The organism is Azonexus sp., from assembly GCF_030824335.1.
Taxonomy (GTDB): Bacteria; Pseudomonadota; Gammaproteobacteria; order Burkholderiales; family Rhodocyclaceae; genus Azonexus.
The window spans coordinates 46,468-66,094 of sequence record NZ_JAVBXX010000007.1 but is presented as its reverse complement, the minus strand read 5'-3'; the positions used below and the strand labels follow the sequence as shown (position 1 = coordinate 66,094).

Sequence of the window (19,627 nt, the reverse complement as noted above, 5' to 3'; positions counted from 1 at the left end):
TCAAGCCTCCTCGAGTTCAAGCGCGTCGTCGCAGTATTCGTAAGCCAGGGTCACCGACATGACATGCGGCACGTGATGGACCTGAATGATGGAATCGGAAACGGCATACCCCTCGCCGTCTTCGATCAGGACAAGCATTCGCCCGTCGCCTTGATCGTGGGCGACAGAGGCGCCCGGCACGGCTTCAACGCCCTGCTGGACGTCTTGGGTATGCTCGGGCAAATATTTCAGAACGAGACTGACGATCTTCATGCGGCACCTCGAAGGGCAAATGATGGAAAGGTCGATGGGGTAATACGGATGGCCAGTGTCGGGCAGTCGGCAAGACAAGCACCGCAACCGGTACAGGCGGATTCGTCAAGCAGCGGCTTGGCCACACCGCCAAGCATGGGAGGGAAACGGATGGCGCTGACTTCGCAGGATTCGCCACAGGTCCGGCAAACAACATTCTGGGTAGCCAGGCAGTCCGCAGTAAAAACCGCGTGCAAGGCCCAAGGAGCCTGTTCCGGCTCCTGGCGCAAGGCCATATCCTTGCAGGCCGTCAGGCAATCGCCACAGAAAGTGCAGCCGGCAGGCGCCCGGCCAGGGGTGAAATCGGCTTCCGGATAAGCACCGGCGCCTTTGACCAGCAGTCCGGTCGGACAAATGTCGACACAGGCATTGCAACGGGTGCAAGCATCCTGAAACTCACGCTCGGGCAGTGCCCAAGGCGGACGGACGACTTCTCCCTGGCCTGGTCGGGCTGCACCAAAAAAAGCGCGGCGGGAAAGTTGCACGTTCGTCATTCATTAAGGTTGATCTGCGACGCATATTAGGCGCACCAAGTGCCGAATGACACCCATACAAATGCACGAAGAGATGGCAAAACTACCTCCAAATAGGTAGATCGAAGCAACGGGTTAAAAATGCTTTTTCCCGTAAAATCAGTCTCATGCAAAAAAACACTATTGTTATGCACATCGCACCGAATACCCCGAATACCCCAAGGGGTAATCCGCATTTCACCTCATGAAACGCTTTCTCCTCTCCATCTCGCAAAGCCTGCATGACTCGGTTCTGGTCAGGCTGGGGCTGGCCATGGGCATCCTCGCCCTGCTCTCCTTTGCCTCCATCGTCATTTCGACGGTGATTGCTGAAAACATCAGCGGCCAGGCCAGTGCCATCAACGTATCCGGTTCCCTGCGCATGATGAGTTTTCGCACCCTGAGCGAAATCCAGCAGGTGGAAAAACGTCATCTGGCGCTGGACACCATTGAACAGTTCGAACGTCGGCTGCATGGACTGGATCGTTTCATCCTGACCAAAGCTGCAGGCAATTCCGTTTCTGCCGAAGCCATTCGCGTCGTAACCGAACGCTGGACCGAACACATTCGCCCGTTGGCCCGTGCCGCCATCGAGGGACAGTCGGATGCACAAATTCAGATGGCACAGGATATTCCGGCCTTCGTAGCCCAGATCGACCAAGTCGTGCGCCTGATCGAAGAGGATCTGGAGCAAAAAATCCGCTGGCTGCGCGCGACGCAGTTTGTCCTGCTCGCCATCATCATCCTGGTCAGTCTGATCACTACCTGGATGCTGCGCCAGCAACTGGTGCAACCATTGGCGCAATTGCTCAAGGCGGCAAAATCGGTTTCGCAGGGATCGTTTACCGTACGCGTCCAGCACGTCAGCAGCGATGAACTGGGCCAACTGGGACGAGCCTTCAACAGCATGGTGGCCGAAATTGCCAACATGTACGCACACCTCGAAGACAAGGTCGATGAAAAGACCCGCGAACTCACCCGCAGCAACCAGTCCTTCGAACTACTCTACCGGACCAGCCAGCAGCTCTCGGCCAGCGATCTGACGCTGGACAAGGTACAGGCGGTATTGCATGACATCGAGGAAGCGCTGGAACTGGGACACAGCATGATCTGCATCAGTGAAAACGGTCAGTTGCCGGCGCATCCGGTCATCGGCAATTTTTCCACGGCGGAACAACACGCCTGGTGCGGTCAACAGGACTGCGGGCAATGTTTTGCCCGAGCCGAACTATCGCTCAACAGCCAAGCCGAAAGTCAGCCTGTCATCGTTGTACCTATCGGCAGCAGCGGAGTTGGCGGTAGCGACAACTTGCGCGGCACGCTGCCCATTTTCCTGAAAAACGATACGCCGCTGCCGCGCGAGAAAGCTCGCATCATCGAAACGGTCGGCCACCATGTTTCCAACGCGCTGGCGAACATGCGCCGGGCCGAGGAAAAACATCGCTTGGCGGTACTCGAGGAACGCTCGGTCATTGCCCGCGAGTTGCACGACTCGATTGCCCAATCGCTCAGCTACCTGAAAATCCAGGTCGCCCGCCTGGAGCTTTCGATCGACCAGGGACGCGATGCGCGGGCTATCGCCGACGAATTGAAAAGCGGCCTCAATGCAGCCTACCGCGAACTGCGCGAATTGATCACCACCTTCCGCCTGCGCATCGACGAACGCGGCTTCAATGCCGCGCTGCAGGAAACCATCAGCGAGTTTTCAGAAAAGCTGGGCTTCCCGGTGCAACTCAGTAACAACCTGTCGGGCATCGCCCTGTCGGCCAATGAAGAAATGCATGTCATCCGGATCATCCGTGAAGGGCTGTCGAACATCGAACGCCATGCCGATGCAAGCACTGCCCGCGTGGACATTGCCGTTGATGCGGAACACACGGTTTGTGTGCGCATTTCGGATGATGGCCGGGGCTTTGATCCGGCACAGACACCAACCGATCATTTCGGGACGAGTATCATGCGTGACCGTTCGCTAATCCTTAAGGGCACACTGGATATCCAGAGCACACCGAGTATTGGCACCACCATCACGCTGTGCTTCCTGCCGCAAAAATACAGTCATGCCACTCAGTGAGACTCATCCCATGCCCGATACCACCCGCGTCCTGGTCATTGACGACCACCCCCTGTTCCGGCGAGGCGTCTGCCAATTACTTGAATTGGCACCGGGTTTCAGCGTGGTTGGCGAGGCCGCCAGCGGCCAGGAAGGAATCGACCTGGCGAAATCGCTCGATCCCGACCTGATCCTGCTCGACTTGAACATGAAAGGGATCAACGGACTGGAAACGCTGCGCACCATGCGCGACATGGATATCGATGCACGCATCATCATCCTGACCGTGTCCAACGCACCCGACGATCTGGTCGCCGCCATTCGTGCCGGCTCGGATGGCTACATCCTGAAAGACAACGACCCGGCCAACATCCTGCAACTGATCTGCAGCGCCATGCAGGGCCAACACGCCATCAGCCCGGAACTGACCAGCCTGCTGGCCAGCGCCCTGCGCCAGGAAAGCGTGGTCGACAACCGCAATCACGCCAATTTGACGGAACGCGAAACAGGCATCCTGAAATGCCTGGCCGCCGGCATGTCGAACAAGTTGATCGCCCGCGAACTCGACATCATGGAAAGCACCGTCAAAGTACACATCCGCAACCTGCTGAAAAAACTGAAATTCCGTTCGCGGGTTGAGGCGGCAGTCTGGGCGGTTGGGCAGCATCTGGGTTGAACGGAAGAACGCCTGTTGCTGCGAGACTATAAAAACAGCAGTTGCCCCGGAGGCGACCGCAAAAAAGCCTCCACAACTGATAACAAGTGGACGCCGTCAAACCGCCCTGCTTTTTGTAAGCCGACCTGTCAGACCAATGCAGTACAGCACTGTTGTCGGCCGCTTTCCTTGGCCTTGTACATGGCGTTATCAGCACGACGAATGATTTCGTCAGCCGTTGACTGAGCATTGAACACGGCAATGCCAATACTGGCCGAGCAGCAGTGTTCGAAGAGTTTGCCAAGCTCGTTCTTCACCACATAAGGCCGCGTCAAATATTCAAGCAGCTTGTCTGCGATGGCTTCAGCTTCCAACATGGCCTTCGGTCGCTCGGCATTGAGTCCCCCCAGCAGCACAATGAATTCATCACCACCAAAACGGGCAACAGTATCGCAGCCGCGCAGTCCGTCTTGCAGCCGGCGAGCGACATCAATCAGCAGTTGGTCACCAGCCTCATGGCCATACTGGTCGTTGAGCGGCTTGAAATTATCGAGATCGATGAACAGCAAGGCGCCATGCTGCTCATTACGACGCGCACCGGCCACAACCAGTTCGAAGCGGTCGTTGAGCAGGCGACGATTGGGTAAGGAGGTCAGCGGGTCGTAGAAAGCCAGATGATGAATCTGTTCTTCGAGACGCTGGCGCTCGGTGATATCGGTAGCAAGCGAGATGATGTAGCGAGGCTCGCCAGGACGTTCCGGCAACCAGGAGTTGAACCATTCACAAGTAATCGTCCGGCCATCGCGAGTCAAATTGCTGTTGATGCTATGTGGTAGCAACTGAGGCCCGTTCTCGCCTGATTCACAATAAAGCCGGGGCAGAAAATCCAGTTTTTCGCTTTCTGGCATCAAGAATTGGTCGTATGGCCGGCCAATGACCTCTTCGCGTCGCCAACCGAACAGCGCTTCTGCCTGTCGATTCCAGGCAATAACGATGAATCCGGGCTGCCAGACAATGCCGGCCGATGGCGAAGTCTCAAATACAATGCGGTGCCATTCTTCGCTTTTCTTGAGCGCTTCCTCGGTTCGGGTTATTTCGGCAATCGCCACGGCCAACCGGCGATTGGCGCGATGGATATAGAAGGCGATGCTGCCAATCACAAGAGTCGCCCCGGCAAAGCTGGCAAGTAACCAATACACCCATGTGAGATCAACCTGGCGCTCGGGAGCATAGAAAAAGTTATCGAGCGACTGCTCGGCATTGACCAAACCAAATCTGGCGTAAGTTCTGGCGATATGCCGCCAGCGCGCCGGATTGTTGTGACCGATCTCGATGACTTCCGGGTTGATCAACTCATGCAATGCCTGCGCTTCATAAAGCAGATGATCGCGTGATTTGCCCTGCGTGTTGTAGCGCTGAACGATCAAATCGGCGATTTCTTCGGGATAGGCCAAGGCGTATTCCCAGCCACGCTTCGATGCCGCGTAAAACGCGGCAACAAGCTGTGGCTTTTCCTTTTCCAAATCCTGACGGGTAAACAACACATCGCCATAGAAATCCAGGCCATAGGTCGACGGCTTGAGAATCGTATAAGGCACATTGGAGCGATCAAGCAGATAAGGCTCGTTGGAAACATAGGCATTGAGAGCCGCCACCCGATTGTTTTTCAAGTCTTCAAGATGGTTTACATCGGCCACCAGACGCAGCCGGTCCACCGCGATGCCTTCGTTGATGAACATGCTTTTCAGATCGACGTCCTGATCCGCCCCCATCACGGCAATCGGCTGTGCTTGCGGCAGTACCAAATCAATCAGACGCTTGTCGTGCCCACGCACCAGCAGGATATTCGGCGAATGCTGGAAAATCGGACCGAGCATCAGTACCGGGTCGCCTTTCAGATAATTGACGACCAGGCTGGACAACGCGATGCCAAACTCGCTTCGCCCGGCCAGCACCCCTTGCACCGGATTGGCCCCCGGCCCGCCCTCCTTGAGGGTCACATCCAGCCCGGCATCGCGGTAAAAACCTTTTTCCAGTGCTGCGTAATAGCCGGCAAACTGGAACTGGTGGAACCAGCGCAACTCCAGCGAAACCGGTTCCAACGCCCGTGCATTCAGGCTGAACAGGCAAAGCCCCAGAAAACAAAGGCTGAATAGAAAAAACTTGGGAGTTTTGATCAATTTTTACGGTCGACCGCAGAATTCACGTGTTTTTGGGCTGTGGCAGCTTACCCGGAAGACACACGACAAGGCTCTCGCTCGCTCTCAAAACACGAGAGGAAAGAACTCGCCCAATGCTCCCCTGCGCTGGCGCACAACCGCAAAATCTCAATGCACTTTCGGCAAACGCAGCACCATAATTGTGCCGACAGGCGTGTTATCGCGGACACTGATATCGCCACCATGATTTCTGGCAATGCCTTGCACGATGGACAAACCGACACCACGGGTAAAGTGGCCCGCCGGATTGTAAAAGCGCTTGAAGACCTCGGGCTTTTCACTATCGGAAATACCAGCCCCCGAGTCGGCAACGCAAATTTCGATCATGGCGGCCGTCGACCGCAAGAAAACCCTTACCGGGCTACCGGCTGGCGGGTTGTGTTCGAGCGCATTGTCGATCAGGTTATGCATGGCAATGCGCAGTTGCGCCGGATCGGCTGACAACGCAAGCGGCGCATCGGGCAGATCGGCAACGACCGGGGTCTCCGGTGGATAAAACGCCAGCACCTGACGGACTTGCTCGCCCAGTTCGCAATGCACCGGCTGGAAAAGCATCGATTGCCGGTTCAGTCGATCATGCGTCAGCAAGGTATTCGCCAGATCGTTCAGGCGCTGAGTGGCCAGCCGGATGTTGTCCAGTCGATGTACCACGCTTGGCGGCAATTCCCCGCCGATGATGCGCAAGGAATCGAGCGACGCCTTGATCAGGGCGGCCGGTGTGCGGAACTCATGCGACACCTGGGCAAGAAACTCGTGGCGGCTCTCGTCGGCCTGCGCCAGTTCGTCGAGCGCCCGGTACAGCGCCTTGTCGTCCTTTTGCTTGGCCAGCAACAGAAAGCCGAAACCATTAATGGTAACGACCAGGTAAAGCATCAGGTAGAGCAGCAAGGTCACGCTGTCGTTGTCGAAACGAACCAGCGGCATGACCGCCAGCCCTTTCAGAACGCGTACCAGCAGGACCAGTGCCATCAACAAATCGATCCAGGCGATCAACTTGAGCAAGCGGTCATGCTGACTGGCCCGAAACAGCAAGGTGGACAAGGTTCCGTAAAAAACCACGCCCAAACCAGAAAAAACCAGCAGGAGCAAGCCGTGGCTACCCCCCAGGACAACCACCAGCAACTGCAGCAGCAAGGAAACGGCAGCCAGTACCAACAAGGGACGTCGCCACCCTTCTCGATCCAGCAACAGGCAATAGGCGGCGATATCCAGGCTGACGGCCAGCGTGTGCAGCAGATTGCCCAAGACGGCCGGCACCAGTTCGGGCAAAGCACTGCTGGCCAGATTGGTCAGGAAACCGCAACCGGCCAGCAGCCGCCCCCAGCGCCAGGTTTCCAGCGCCGGATGACTGGTTCGGGTTTTGGCGACATACAACGTAGCAAGCAAGGCAAAAACAAGATTGCCTAGGCCCACCGCAAAAGACAGGGTTTTCGGATCCAAAGCGAACACGCGAGCCACGAATTATTCTGGTCGGCTATGATAACGCCCACCTCATCGATCCCAAGCCCCTCAAGGGCCAAGTTCATGCCCAAGCCACAAATCGCTATCGTCGAAGACGAAACCATCCTGCGCGAGGAACTGGCCTTCCAGCTCACCCACCTTGGTTTTTCGGTTGAAACATTTGCCGATGCAAGTCAGTTCTACCGCCGTCTAGCAGTCCATCGTTTTGCCGCCATCATTCTCGACATCGGCCTTGACGGCGAAGATGGCCTGACGATCTGCAACTATTTGCGCGAACACGACAAGCATGTCGGGATCGTCTTCGTGACGGCACGCGCCCAGCGCGACGACCGATTGATCGGTTTGCACGCCGGTGCCGATGCCTATCTGAACAAACCGGTCGATGTCGATGAACTGGTCCTGATACTGCAGCGCCTGACCGAACGCGACATGCCCACAACCACACAGGCCCCGGCACGCTCCTACGATGACTGGCAACTAGACAACGGCGGGGATTTCCTGCGCATCCCGGGCGGTAAACGCGTTCGCCTGAGCGTCAATGAGTTGCGCTTGCTGCGGGTTTTATTGAGCAAACCGGGCGAAGTCGCCGTAGCGCAGGAATTGGCTTGCGCAATCGGCCTGCTGCCGGAGGAATACGACAAGCACCGGCTGGAAGTCATCATCAGTCGCCTGCGCGACAAGGTCTTGCGGGAAACCGGCAGCCCCCTGCCGGTGTTGAGCAAACGGGGCGTCGGTTATCTGTTCCAGCCGGAAATGCGATAAGCCAGCACTTGCGTCATTCAGGCCTGCTTCATCTTGTAATACGCGCCATAAGCCCAGCACGCAGCACAGAAGCCGGTCACAAGATCGATAAAGGCGAAGATCAGGATGGCGGTTGCGGGAATGGCGCCAACATCGGACCCCATCAACCAGGTGATCGTCATGGCCAGCCCGGCAATGCAAGCAATCTTGTCGGCGAACATCTTGGAGCCGGCATTCTGCATTTTGGTCATGCCGAATTTTTGCGTCAGCGCGGAAAAAAGCTTGTATGAAAGGCATTTGTGCGGCGAAACAAAACCGCGCAGAAAACCGCCAACCGCCAGCAGAATGGCAACCCATTTATATGGTGTGAGCAAATAGATGGCAGCAATGCTGAAGCTCATGGCAGCCTGAAAGCGATAGGCATTGGAACAAACGGGGGCAATGTCGAAACGCAGCATGGCAAACTCCACAACATAATCAACCTCTAATATTAGCATATTGCGGTAATCAAAAACCAGCACTTTCGTCATCCAGGCTATTCCATGCGCAGCCTGTCGGCATGGCATGAATTGTCGGGTTTAATGCTGTTCCCAAGTCGACAATAACCTGACAATTTAAATGATCATTATTGAAGACCCGCTCCATGACAGCGAATCCCCCTTGGTCCGCCTATTGCTTTATGTCTCGTTCTAAATAAAGCGCCAAGCTTTACCGGAACAAACCATGAGCCCCTCAAGCGGCCACCGGCAAATCTGGTGCTATCCAGGGAGGAGACACCATGGCAATTTACAAAGGCATCGAAATCGACAACGGTCTGGCCGGCGTCATCCGCTACATGGCTGGCGTCGAGGACTACCGCGAAGGGCTGGGAAAGCTGCAAAGCTCCTGGGACATTTTGACCCTGCTCGGCCAGTTGACCGGCGCAGCGACCGAAATGTCCGGCACTCGCGAGGGCTTTGAGCGCCTGACCGGCGAATTGCTCAATCACCTGGGCAAGGAAACGCAGCGCAAGGCCTTGGCCGATTTGCGCGCCAAAACCCAGGTCAGCATCGACATCCTGGTGCGCAACCTGTTCGAACGGACGGCCGACATCGGCTTTCTCGCTGCCGATGACGACATTCGCGAACATCTGCTCGGCGGCGCGATCGACCGTTCGACACTGGAACAGCGCTTTCACGAATATGTCGAGAAATACTCGGTCTACGCCGATATCGTGCTGTTTTCCAACGACGGCCGGATCAGCGCCAGACTCTCGCCCTACCCCTGCGCATCGAGCGAACATTCGCTGATCGAGGAATCGCGCCTCACCGGCGCAGCCTACGTCGAATACTTCGGTCCAGCCGATTTTCTACCGCCCGGCAACCACCTGATCTACGCCTACCGCGTTACCTCGGCCCATGGTGAAACCCTTGGGGTGCTGGCGCTGGTTTTCCGCCTGGCGGATGAAATGGCTGGCATCTTTGCCAAACTGGCCAATGGCAACGACCCCACCCTGCTGGTTACAGTAGATGAAAAAGGCGTCGTCGTTGCCACGGCTTCTGCCATCCAGTTGCCGATTGGCACGCATCTCGACCCACACCTGCTGCACTCCAGCGGCGAAATCGTCCGACTGGCCGGGCGCGACTATCTGGCTACCGTTTGCCCGGCCCACAGCTACCAGGGTTATCCCGGCCCCGGCTGGCTTGGTCTGGGGCTGGTTCCCCTGGAATTTGCCTTCGAACCGCAGGACCGCTCGCTGCTCGGGCATATTCATAGTGACATTCTCGACACGGTCAGCAACCACTCGGCGCTGTTTTCCGATGAATTGCGCCAGATTCCGGATCGTGCCGAAAACATCCAGGAAGAACTCAATCGCTCAGTATGGAATGGTTCGGTGCGCCAGATCGATGTCGGCCAGTCCAATGCCTCGTTCGCCAAAACCCTGCTCTGGGAAATTTCCAATACCGGCCGGAAGACCCAGGCCGTCTTCGAGCATTCGATTGGCAACCTGCACCAAACCGTCGTTGCCACACTGCTGCAAAACGGCGTCTCGCTCGCCGCCTTTGCCATCGACGTGATGGATCGCAATCTTTATGAACGGGCCAACGACTGCCGCTGGTGGGGTCTGAATCCAACCTTCCGGCACACCCTGGCCAGCGAATACATAGACGAGTCGGCCAGCCGGCAGTGCTCGGAAATTCTCGCCTACATCAACGGCCTGTACACCGTGTACGACAACCTGATCCTGTTCAATGCCCATGGCCAGGTGATCGGTGTTTCCAACCCCAACACAACGCAACTGGTCGGCGCCCGCCTGAGCGAAGAATGGGTTGGCCGCTGCCTGACGATTTCCTCATCGCAGGGCTACGTCGTATCAAAATTCCAGCCGACCGCACTGTACGGCGGCCAAGCCACCTACATCTATGGCGCAGCCGTCTTTGAACCGAATGGCCACAAGGTCGTCGGCGGCATTGCCATCGTGTTCGACAGTACGCCGCAGTTCACAACCATGCTCAACGACACCTTGCCCAAGGATGAGGATGGCAAACCGCTGGATGGCGCTTTTGCGCTGTTCGCCCAGAACGATGGAAAAATCTTGGCGAGTACCGACCCCGCCTATCCGACCGGACAATTTTTTCCGATCACCGACGATCAGAAAACCCTGGTCCGGGGCGGCCGGCGTTCGGCCATCATTGAACTCGATGGCAGCTACTTTGCCGTCGGCGCCGCCATGTCGGCCGGCTATCGTGAATACAAGACCAGCGATGGCTACGTCGATGACGTGCTGGCCATTACGGCATTGCCACTAGGCAAAGTGGCAGAGCGCGGCAGCAACGGCAGCAACGGCAGCAAGCGCAAGACCATTACCACCGGAGAATCCCAGGCCCGGCGCGTCGGCACCGGGCAGGATATTGTCGAAGTAGCCACCTTCTTCATCGGCAACGAATGGCTCGGCCTGCCGGTCAGCGAGGTGGTCGAAGCGATCAGCATGGATGCGCTGACCCCGGTTTTCGGTGGCAGCAACGATCTGGTCGCCGGCGTCAAATCCTATCGGGGCAACCTGATTTCCGTGCTGCACCTGCAGCGCATCCTGTTTCCCGGCTCGCCGATTTCCGACTCGGCCCGCCAGATCGTCGTCATCCGTACCCGCAACAAAGCCTGCATCGGGCTATTGGTCGATGAACTGGGAGAAATCCCGGAAATCGCCCGCGAGGAAATCCAGTCGGTCAGCCATGTCGCCAGCCGGGGCGATTCACTGACCATCGGCATCGTCAGCAACCTGCGCCGGACGGGCGACCGCCACGACATTCTCTCCATCCTGTCAGCCGACCGCTTCTGCCTGCGCATCGGTTGCCAGTGTCCCCCACCGGAAGATGTTGCCTTGCTGGAAGTGCAGCACGGTAACGAATCCTGGCGGCCGTCCTGAGCAGTTAATCAATCAACCTTCCCAAAATCGAGCGATAAGGGAATAAATTTGAACCGCCGCGATGCCGAAGACGATCACGTAGATCAAGTGATAAAGCTCGAAGTGATAACCACGCCCATTCAGTTCATCCCAATGCTTCTGGCAAAGGCAGATACTGGTCGGCTGTCGTGGATGAGCCTTCAGATGCCCCGACGCCTGGCACACAGCACAGGGACCGCAGGCAACCCGCTGCGCCTCGTCTGGATGTTCCTGATTCCATTGTCGGCAATAGTCACAATCGTCATTCATCGGGATAGCCCTCAAGCACGGTGGAAAAAACTGAACAGGCCAAATCCCGGCCATGCCTTACGAACCTGGCGCAAGCATTCCTTGATCAATATTTTCTGATTGTCAGTTAGCGGCCGGCATTCTTTGCGAACGGCAATGACCACCTGCCCCAACTCACCCAGCAACTCCGATGAGGTCGTCCAAACCCCATTCAGCACACGCTCCAACTGTGCACTGTGAGCCGTGAAGCCGCTCTGCTTCAAATCAGCCAGCAAGGCGTGGAACGGCTGTGAGCTAATGGTTGAGGGCATCGGTCGCGTCGAGTAATGATCCGTAAGTGCATTATTTCTATGCAATGCCCTGGCGCACAAGATTTTTGTGTTTGGACATTCGTTTAGGTGACTGCTTTCTGGAAATTTAAAAGACAGCCCGCGCCCCACTGCAGTCCGTCGGTCTGCCAGGATTTCAACGGCGGGTATCAGAGTCGAGCTGTCATCCGAAACAAACAACCAATGCCGGCACCTCTGCCATTGCAGACCTTGAGCGTCCGGCCGAAGTCGGGCAGTAATGTGCAGGTTACCTGCCGCTCAGCCCGAAAAGCCCGGAACGGCGGTTTTCTCATCCGGCGAATGCGAACTCCCGACTCTAAGCGGCCGGTTGGGCCGCTGTAAAAGCAGACCTTTGAAGAGAGGGCTGTAAGGTTAATTAGGCCAAGTCTTCCTTGTAGTGCGTACAAAGCATGATTAAAAATGCTGAAATTAGCGCAGTTGTTATTGAACTGCCAAAAAACGAGAACAATGGAATAGCTTTCCCCAGCAATTTGATAGGTAAGCCAACCACAAACATTAACGTGAAGAACTTCCCGTAAGCGAAATCGCGTTTAATTTTTTTATTGCAGTAGGGGCAACTCTGACGTTTCCCCATGGCTTGAACAGTTTTTGAAAAGAACGCGATTCGTAGTCCGCAACAGGGACATGAATAGCCCATGCTGGTTACGCCGGACATGCCTTTACCTACACCATCAGTCGGGTTATAGGGTGGGTGTATTCCTGATTGATTCGCGAACCAATCATTGCTGCGCCGCGCAAAAAGTATCCCTACAGCAAAAAGGTCCATCAGTCCGGTAAGGCAATCCAAGGCTGCTCTGCCCGCACTTTCATTCCAATTTTTCTCGAAGAAAGTGAGGGTTGAGACAAAACTTAGAAATACCACGACTCCTATGACCCATCTGGCCCAGTTTTTTCGTTGCTTTATCTTTGATATCAAAAGCATTGTTAATGCCACGAATACCGCTACTAAGGCTCCAAGAAAGATGGCAAATCCGTGTTGCTCTTGTAAAACATAATCCATTACATCAAACGGTAACGGCACCAGTCCCAACAACAGTGACCCGAATAGTAAGAATCGAGCGTAGAAAACTTCGCGTGGCTCAAGGGTAGTTGGTGTGGGATTGTTCATCGTATTGAAAAGCGAGTCTTGGCTATTGGGTAACCCCGCAACCAAATAAACATATAACGTGATATATCTATTCAGCATAACTGTTGGCTGTGCGTATGTCTGCTTTTTTTGGGGCAAGGAAACTGTCCGCTTCTGGCCGACTTGAGCCGGATGAGCTACCTAGTTGCAGTCATTTGAGGCTTCGGCAGCTTCGGGGAACCCAAGGGGGCAGGTTGTGGGCGATTATTGCCTGATACACCGCCTCGCCCTGGAAGTCCGAGATTGCTCCAAAAACTATCGGAATTCTATCTGGTGATGAGTAAGACCCACGATGAAAGCTATCCCAAATAGCACCCAACCAATCCTTTTTGATAGCTCCCCGAGCCGCTGGTAAAAGTGTTCATTGTTACGACGATCATAGTGATCCATTACAACAGCCGCCAAGTGTACCGAAGCGCATAGCATTGCCGCATACATTATCCATGCGGAAATACTGTGGAAATGTGAAGCTGTTCGCTTTGCTATCGGCACAATTAGGTCGTCACGGCGAATGCCCCAAAAACCGTATGCAACCATTCCGAGCGATAGCAGGCAGTTTGCGATCCTCTTCTTTAGTGCGACTTGATTTGGAATATACGTGCCATCGGCTGCGATATATCCGGGTGATCCATCGGATGACTCAGACTTAGTAAACACATCAGTTCCCGAACTCTGGTCACCTGTGTTGGAGGGCACGTTATGGACCGCTTTAATTCGCTCGATCGCTTCCTGTCGACGCTTTTGCGCAATGTCTGATGGATTCTGATTCTCTTCATTCATCTGATGACCTTGGTCTTTTTTTGAAAATCAAAGAGGCCGGGCTCGCATTTTCAGCAGTGGCCGCGCCAAAAAACGCTGATAGCATACATATTGGACAGCAGATTGTCCGCTTTGGAGCAAAGTGATCTACGGCAGCAGTTGGCCGGAGGCCGTCCTATGAGACGTCCCCCCGAAAGCAGCCATTCGTTTCGCCTCGGTAACTCAATGCCACTTACCGGTGGCACGGGTGAACTGGCGCAAGCGGCCAGAAGCGACTGGTTGTAGTAACCTCAATGCTGAGATTCAACAGACCGCTTAACTCGGAAACCAGTGAGATGACCTGATTCGGACAGCAATACGTCGATCAGAATCCACCATTTGCATTTGAACTCACTCGTCACACCATGCCCAACCGCGAACCTACTGTCGGTGACGAATACCGAATCGCCCTGTGCAGCGGCGAGGTACGGTGCTGGCGTTATCTAGGCCCGGACCCCAGTGGTCGCGGCTGGTGGCGCGACGCGGAAACCCTGTACGAATTTAGTGAGGACAGCCTAATGTACGCTTGGCGTGTGGTGGAGAAAATCACGCCGTCGTCCGTTAGATAGCCGGCTTCTGCCACTTCTTCTCCCCCGCCGGCACAGCAAACGGCAGCCAGTTTTCCGGAGGCGGCAAGGGGCAAGTCGCAAAGGCGGTGAAGGCGCAGGGCGGGTTGTAGGCGCGGTTGAAATCCAGCGTGATCCGGCCGTCGACCGCAACATCCTGGGGTAACGTCGCCCGCAGGAAACGCCCTGCCCCGTAAGTCTCACGACCGCTGCTGCGGTCACGAAAGACGAAGAAAACTTCCTGCTCGCCGACCGACATCGGCAGCAAGGCAACGCGCTGGCCGGCAACTTCAAAGACCGCCTGGTGCGTCACCTGCACGGTTTTCAGTTCGCCGGCGACGTTGGGCACTTCCATGCTGAGCGGCGACGCGAGGGCTTGCCATTCGGCGTCGATGCACCAGGCCGGGTCGGCGGGAAAATAGTCGAGGCCGCTGAACGGCAGCCGGCGCGCCCAATCCCGGTCGCGCACACGCGCCGCCAGACGACTTTCGCGGTCAACCACGAAAATTGACAGATTTTCATGGTCGACCGCTGTCGGTGCGCCCTGGCGGTCGGTTTGCAATTCGCGGGTGCTGCCGTCCGCCGCGCGCCAGAACAGGCGTTCGCCCTGCCAATCGAGATCGCCCAGCCAGGCCGGGCCGGCAGGCAGGCGCACCGGGCAGTCGTCGCCGCTGCCCACGCGATTGCTGCCCGGTTCCAGCCAGTGCAGGCCGACCATGCCGAGCCAGCTGTCCGGCCCGGCCAGTTCGGCATGACGTGCCTGTTGCCAGGCTGCCAGCGACTTACTTGGCAAAGCGCATGATCCCGTTCTCGCAGGAAACGCGGATGGTGTCCTTTGCCGCGAACTTGCCTTCCAGGATCGCCTTGGCCAGCGGATTTTCGATCTGCTGCTGGATCGCCCGCTTCAAGGGCCGGGCGCCGAACACCGGATCGAAACCGGCCTGCGCCAACTCGGCCAGCGCCGCGTCGTCGACCACCAGATGCATGTCCAGTTGCGCCAGACGCTTCTCGAGATACAGCAACTGGATTTTCGCAATGCCGGCGATGTGCTTTTCATCGAGCGCATGGAAGACCACAACTTCGTCGATCCGGTTGATGAATTCCGGCCGGAAATAGCTTTTCACTTCGCCCATCACGGCCAGCTTGATCAACTGGTAATCGTCGCCCGACATCTGCTGGATCATCTGGCTGCCCAAGTTGGAGGTCATCACGATCACCGTGTTCTTGAAGTCCACGGTACGGCCCTGCCCGTCGGTCATCCGGCCGTCATCGAGAACCTGCAGCAGCACGTTGAACACATCCGGGTGCGCCTTTTCGACTTCGTCGAGCAGAATCACCGAATACGGTTTGCGGCGCACGGCTTCGGTCAGATAACCGCCTTCTTCATAACCGACATAGCCCGGCGGCGCGCCGATCAGGCGGGCGACCGAATGCTTCTCCATGAACTCGCTCATGTCGATGCGGATCAGGTGATCTTCGGCATCGAACATGAACTCGGCCAGCGCCTTGCACAGCTCGGTCTTGCCGACGCCCGTCGGGCCGAGGAACAGGAAGGAGCCGTACGGCCGATTCGGGTCGGACAAACCGGCGCGCGAACGACGGATCGCATCGCCAACCAGCCGCACGGCTTCATCCTGCCCGACCACCCGCTTGTGCAAGCGCTCTTCCATGTTGAGCAGCTTTTCACGCTCGCCCTGCATCATCTTGCTGACCGGGATGCCGGTGGCGCGGGACACCACTTCGGCGATTTCCTCGGCACCGACCTGCGTGCGCAGCAACTTGTTTTTAGTCGGTTTATTGGGGTCGACCGCATCAGCCGCCTTCAATTGCGCTTCCAGTTGTGGCAACTTGCCGTATTGCAGTTCGGCCACCTTGTCGAGCTTGCCCTCGCGTTGCAAGCGGATGATCTCGGCCCTCAGCCGGTCAATTTCCTCCTTGATCTGGGCGGAACCCAGCACGGCGGATTTCTCGGCCTTCCAGATTTCTTCGAGATCGGAATACTCTTTGGTCAGCCGGGAGATTTCCTCCTCGATCAAGGCCAGACGTTTCTTCGATGCGTCGTCCTTTTCCTTCTTGACCGCTTCGCGCTCGATCTTCAACTGGATGATCCGGCGATCCAGCTTGTCCATCACCTCCGGCTTGGAGTCGATTTCCATCTTGATGCGCGCCGCCGCCTCGTCGATCAGGTCAATCGCCTTGTCCGGCAGGAAACGGTCGGTGATGTAGCGATGCGAAAGCTCCGCCGCAGCGACGATGGCCGGGTCGGTAATATCGACGCCGTGGTGCAGTTCATATTTTTCCTGCAGGCCGCGCAGGATGGCGATGGTCGATTCGACACTCGGTTCCTCAACCAGCACCTTCTGGAAACGGCGCTCGAGCGCGGCGTCCTTCTCGATGTACTTGCGATATTCGTTGAGCGTCGTCGCCCCGATGCAATGCAGCTCGCCGCGTGCCAGTGCCGGCTTCAACATGTTGCCGGCGTCCATCGCGCCTTCCGCCTTGCCGGCGCCGACCATGGTGTGCAATTCGTCGATGAACAGGATGATGCGGCCTTCATCCATCGCCACTTCCTTCAACACCGACTTCAGGCGCTCCTCGAATTCACCGCGATACTTGGCACCGGCCAGCAAACCGGCCATGTCGAGCACCAGTACCTTCTTGCCCTTCAGGGTTTCCGGCACTTCCTCATTAACAATGCGCTGGGCCAGGCCTTCGACAATGGCCGTCTTGCCAACGCCCGGCTCGCCGATCAGCACCGGATTGTTCTTGGTGCGGCGCTGCAGGATCTGGATGGCACGGCGGATTTCGTCATCGCGGCCAATCACCGGGTCGAGCTTGCCTTCACGTGCCCTTTCAGTCAGGTCGATGCAATATTTCTTCAGCGATTCGCGCTGCCCCTCGGCTTCCTGCGAATCAACGCCCTGCCCGCCGCGCACGGCCATGATCGCTGCTTCCAGCGAATTGCGCGCCAATCCATGTTGTTTGGCGATGCGCCCGGTTTCGTTCTTGTCGTCGCACAGCGCGAGCAGCAGCATTTCGCTGGCGATGAACTGATCGCCGCGTTTCTGCGCTTCCTTGTCGGTCAGGTTAAGCAGGTTGCTCAGGTCGCGGCCGACCGATACATCGCCGCCGTGCCCTTCGACCTTGGGCAACCGGGTCAAGGCCTGTTCCAGGTCACGCTTGAGGCCCGGCACGTTGACGCCGGCGCGGGACAGCAAGGAGGTCGTCCCGCCATCGTCCTGATTGAGCAGCGCCAGCAACAGGTGCTGCGGCTCGATGAACTGCTGATCGTTGCCGTTGGCCAGGCTCTGCGCATCGGCCAGCGCCTGCTGGAATTTGGTGGTGAATTTATCAAGTCGCATGATTGTTTCCCTGGCTGATGAATTTCGATGAGTGCTAGATGTAGCCACTTCCATGAATTTCAAGATACCTCAAAGATTACAAAGGGAACGTGCTATTCAAAATTTGCCAAAAACGAGTATTCTCCACGCCTTGAAATACAACACGAATTGACTCGGGGGGAAGCCATGTCAACATCAGGAATGACACTTCGCGGCAAGTTGACCGCAATGACCTTCGCCACTATCGGCGCTTTGATCATCTTGTTCGCCGTTTTGCTGATCGGCGGCAAGCAACGGATGATGGAAGATCGCCAGAATAAAGTGCGCAACCTGGTCGAGGCTGCACATGGCGTTATCGTTCATTTCGAGGCCGAGGAAAAAAGCGGCCGTCTGACCGCCGAGGAAGCCAAAGCTGCTGCCGCCGCAACGATTCGCGGCATGCGTTACGACAAGCTGGAATATTTCTGGATCAACGACCAGAACGACCTGATGGTCATGCACCCGATCAAGCCGGAAATGAATGGCAAGAAGCTCGACCAACTGAAGGACAAGAACGGCAAATTCCTGTTTCTCGAATTCAACAAGGTCGTCAACAAGGATGGCGCCGGTTTTGTCGATTATTTGTGGCCCAAACCCGGTCATGAAGAGGGCGTGCAAAAAATATCCTACGTCATGGGCTTCAAGCCCTGGGGCTGGATCGTCGGCTCGGGGATTTACGTTGACGATGTCGAAGCCAAGTTCCGCGAAGACGCCATCAAGCTGGTGCTGTGGGGCCTGGGCATCAGTGGTTTCATCGGCATTTCGCTGCTGCTGGTTTCCCGCAACCTGCTGAACACACTGGGCGGCGACCCGGCTGTCGCTTCGGCCGTGGCCCGACGCATTGCCGCCGGCGACCTCTCCTCACCCATCGATTGCGAGCATGGCGACAAGGATAGTCTGCTGGCCAACATGCAAACCATGCAGGAAACTTTGCGCGGCATGATTGGCAGCATGGTCGACAACGCGCAACAGGTAGCCAGCGCCGCCGACAGCTTGTTGCAGGATTCCGAAGAGGTTGCCGAACGTACCCGGCAGCAAAGCGACGCTGCGTCTTCCATGGCGGCCTCGGTCGAGGAAATGGTGCTCAGCATCGATCAGGTCAAGGAAAATGCTGACGAGGCACACTCCATTTCCCGCGACACCGGGACGGTTTCCGAAGAAGGCGCTACGGTCATTCACCAGGCAGCCAACGAAATGCGCAAGATTTCCGACGTCGTCCAGGCTTCGTCGGAAATTGTCGAAGACCTCGGCCGGCAATCCGAACGCATCACCTCCATCGTCAATACAATCAAGGAAATCGCCGACCAGACCAATCTGCTGGCACTGAATGCCGCCATCGAAGCAGCCCGGGCCGGCGAACAAGGCCGTGGTTTTGCCGTGGTCGCCGACGAGGTGCGCAAGCTGGCCGAACGGACCAGCTTGTCCACCACCGAAATCGCCGACATGGTGACGAAGATTCAGAACGGCACGAAGAGCGCGGTCAGCAGCATGCAGAACGGCGTCAGCCAGGTCTGCAACGGTGTCGAACTGGCCAGCCGGGCGGGCGATTCGATCAATCGCATCCGCGACAGTGCCCAGCGCGTCACCTCCGTGGTCAACGGCATTTCCGATTCGATTGCCGAACAAAGCTCGGCCAGCAACCAGATCGCCCAAAATCTGGAACACATCGCCCAGATGTCGGAAGAAAGTGCCTTGAAGGTTCGCCACACGGCCGATGCCGCCCGCCAGCTACAAAGCTTGTCGAGCAAGCTGCATAGCGCGGTGGCCCGCTTCAAGGTTTAATCGGCTGAAGCAACCAATGA

Annotated in this window: 14 protein-coding genes; 6 read left to right on the top strand and 8 right to left on the bottom strand. The window is 56.8% G+C overall.

Annotation, left to right across the window (positions count from 1 at the left end; genetic code table 11):
• Both RCI20_RS04180 and napF read right to left on the bottom strand, forming a co-directional pair.
• Positions 1–252 carry a chaperone NapD gene (locus tag RCI20_RS04180; protein WP_306603303.1) on the bottom strand — a complete coding sequence of 84 codons (252 nt, stop codon included), beginning with the start codon at positions 250–252 and terminating at the stop codon, positions 1–3.
• Entirely contained in the window at positions 249–785 is a 537-nt protein-coding gene (napF, locus tag RCI20_RS04175; protein ID WP_373691473.1) for a ferredoxin-type protein NapF, read from the bottom strand. The genes RCI20_RS04180 and napF overlap by 4 nt, the downstream gene beginning before the upstream one ends.
• A gap of 223 nt (positions 786–1,008) precedes the next feature.
• Between napF and RCI20_RS04170 the strand changes: the two genes are divergently transcribed.
• Positions 1,009–2,877, top strand: a complete 1,869-nt coding sequence (locus RCI20_RS04170; RefSeq protein ID WP_306603301.1) for a HAMP domain-containing protein — start codon at positions 1,009–1,011, stop codon at positions 2,875–2,877.
• Between the two features lie 10 nt (positions 2,878–2,887).
• Positions 2,888–3,532 (top strand): two-component system response regulator NarL, encoded by a 645-nt coding sequence (gene narL / locus RCI20_RS04165; RefSeq protein WP_306603300.1) that lies wholly within the window; start codon positions 2,888–2,890, stop codon positions 3,530–3,532.
• A 128-nt stretch (positions 3,533–3,660) separates the two neighbouring features.
• Here the strand turns inward: narL and RCI20_RS04160 are convergent, their stop codons facing one another.
• Positions 3,661–5,691 carry a diguanylate cyclase domain-containing protein gene (locus RCI20_RS04160; protein ID WP_306603299.1) on the bottom strand — a complete coding sequence of 677 codons (2,031 nt, stop codon included), beginning with the start codon at positions 5,689–5,691 and terminating at the stop codon, positions 3,661–3,663.
• Positions 5,692–5,838: 147 nt separating this feature from the next.
• Positions 5,839–7,188, bottom strand: a complete 1,350-nt coding sequence (locus RCI20_RS04155; RefSeq protein WP_306603298.1) for a sensor histidine kinase KdpD — start codon at positions 7,186–7,188, stop codon at positions 5,839–5,841.
• A 66-nt stretch (positions 7,189–7,254) separates the two neighbouring features.
• Between RCI20_RS04155 and RCI20_RS04150 the strand changes: the two genes are divergently transcribed.
• Entirely contained in the window at positions 7,255–7,953 is a 699-nt protein-coding gene (locus RCI20_RS04150) for a response regulator transcription factor (RefSeq protein ID WP_306603297.1), read from the top strand.
• A 17-nt stretch (positions 7,954–7,970) separates the two neighbouring features.
• Here the strand turns inward: RCI20_RS04150 and RCI20_RS04145 are convergent, their stop codons facing one another.
• Positions 7,971–8,390 carry a DUF4395 family protein gene (locus RCI20_RS04145; protein ID WP_306603296.1) on the bottom strand — a complete coding sequence of 140 codons (420 nt, stop codon included), beginning with the start codon at positions 8,388–8,390 and terminating at the stop codon, positions 7,971–7,973.
• A 320-nt stretch (positions 8,391–8,710) separates the two neighbouring features.
• On the opposite strand from RCI20_RS04145, the gene RCI20_RS04140 reads away from it, so the two are divergent.
• The gene (locus RCI20_RS04140) at positions 8,711–11,338 is read left to right on the top strand and encodes a chemotaxis protein CheW (protein WP_306603295.1); all 2,628 of its coding nucleotides are present in this window, start codon (positions 8,711–8,713) and stop codon (positions 11,336–11,338) included.
• Between the two features lie 48 nt (positions 11,339–11,386).
• Positions 11,387–11,725 carry a hypothetical protein gene (locus tag RCI20_RS04135; RefSeq protein WP_306603294.1) on the top strand — a complete coding sequence of 113 codons (339 nt, stop codon included), beginning with the start codon at positions 11,387–11,389 and terminating at the stop codon, positions 11,723–11,725.
• Positions 11,726–12,310: 585 nt separating this feature from the next.
• Here RCI20_RS04135 and RCI20_RS04130 read toward each other — a convergent pair.
• The 3 genes from RCI20_RS04130 to clpB form a co-directional block, all read right to left on the bottom strand.
• Positions 12,311–13,180 (bottom strand): hypothetical protein, encoded by an 870-nt coding sequence (locus RCI20_RS04130; RefSeq protein WP_306603293.1) that lies wholly within the window; start codon positions 13,178–13,180, stop codon positions 12,311–12,313.
• A 1,260-nt stretch (positions 13,181–14,440) separates the two neighbouring features.
• Positions 14,441–15,238 carry a DUF1684 domain-containing protein gene (locus RCI20_RS04125; RefSeq protein ID WP_306603292.1) on the bottom strand — a complete coding sequence of 266 codons (798 nt, stop codon included), beginning with the start codon at positions 15,236–15,238 and terminating at the stop codon, positions 14,441–14,443.
• On the bottom strand, positions 15,228–17,807 hold the full coding sequence (clpB, locus tag RCI20_RS04120; protein WP_306603291.1) for an ATP-dependent chaperone ClpB: 2,580 nt from the start codon (positions 17,805–17,807) through the stop codon (positions 15,228–15,230). Before clpB ends, RCI20_RS04125 begins: the two co-directional genes overlap by 11 nt.
• Before the next feature lie 165 nt (positions 17,808–17,972).
• Here clpB and RCI20_RS04115 point away from each other — a divergent pair, with 165 nt between their 5' ends.
• A complete protein-coding gene (locus tag RCI20_RS04115; protein ID WP_306603290.1) occupies positions 17,973–19,607 on the top strand; it encodes a methyl-accepting chemotaxis protein in 1,635 nt (544 codons plus the stop codon).
• The last annotated feature ends 20 nt before the right edge of the window (positions 19,608–19,627 follow it).

Bases quoted from the DNA above. Each gene is read 5' to 3' on its own strand.
- RCI20_RS04115 (WP_306603290.1), top strand. From the start codon at position 17,973: ATGTCAACATCAGGAATGACACTTCGCGGCAAGTTGACCGCAATGACC.
- RCI20_RS04150 (WP_306603297.1), top strand. From the start codon at position 7,255: ATGCCCAAGCCACAAATCGCTATCGTCGAAGACGAAACCATCCTGCGC.
- clpB (WP_306603291.1), bottom strand. From the start codon at position 17,807: ATGCGACTTGATAAATTCACCACCAAATTCCAGCAGGCGCTGGCCGAT.
- RCI20_RS04145 (WP_306603296.1), bottom strand. From the start codon at position 8,390: ATGCTGCGTTTCGACATTGCCCCCGTTTGTTCCAATGCCTATCGCTTT.
- narL (WP_306603300.1), top strand. From the start codon at position 2,888: ATGCCCGATACCACCCGCGTCCTGGTCATTGACGACCACCCCCTGTTC.
- RCI20_RS04140 (WP_306603295.1), top strand. From the start codon at position 8,711: ATGGCAATTTACAAAGGCATCGAAATCGACAACGGTCTGGCCGGCGTC.
- napF (WP_373691473.1), bottom strand. From the start codon at position 785: ATGACGAACGTGCAACTTTCCCGCCGCGCTTTTTTTGGTGCAGCCCGA.
- RCI20_RS04170 (WP_306603301.1), top strand. From the start codon at position 1,009: ATGAAACGCTTTCTCCTCTCCATCTCGCAAAGCCTGCATGACTCGGTT.
- RCI20_RS04180 (WP_306603303.1), bottom strand. From the start codon at position 252: ATGAAGATCGTCAGTCTCGTTCTGAAATATTTGCCCGAGCATACCCAA.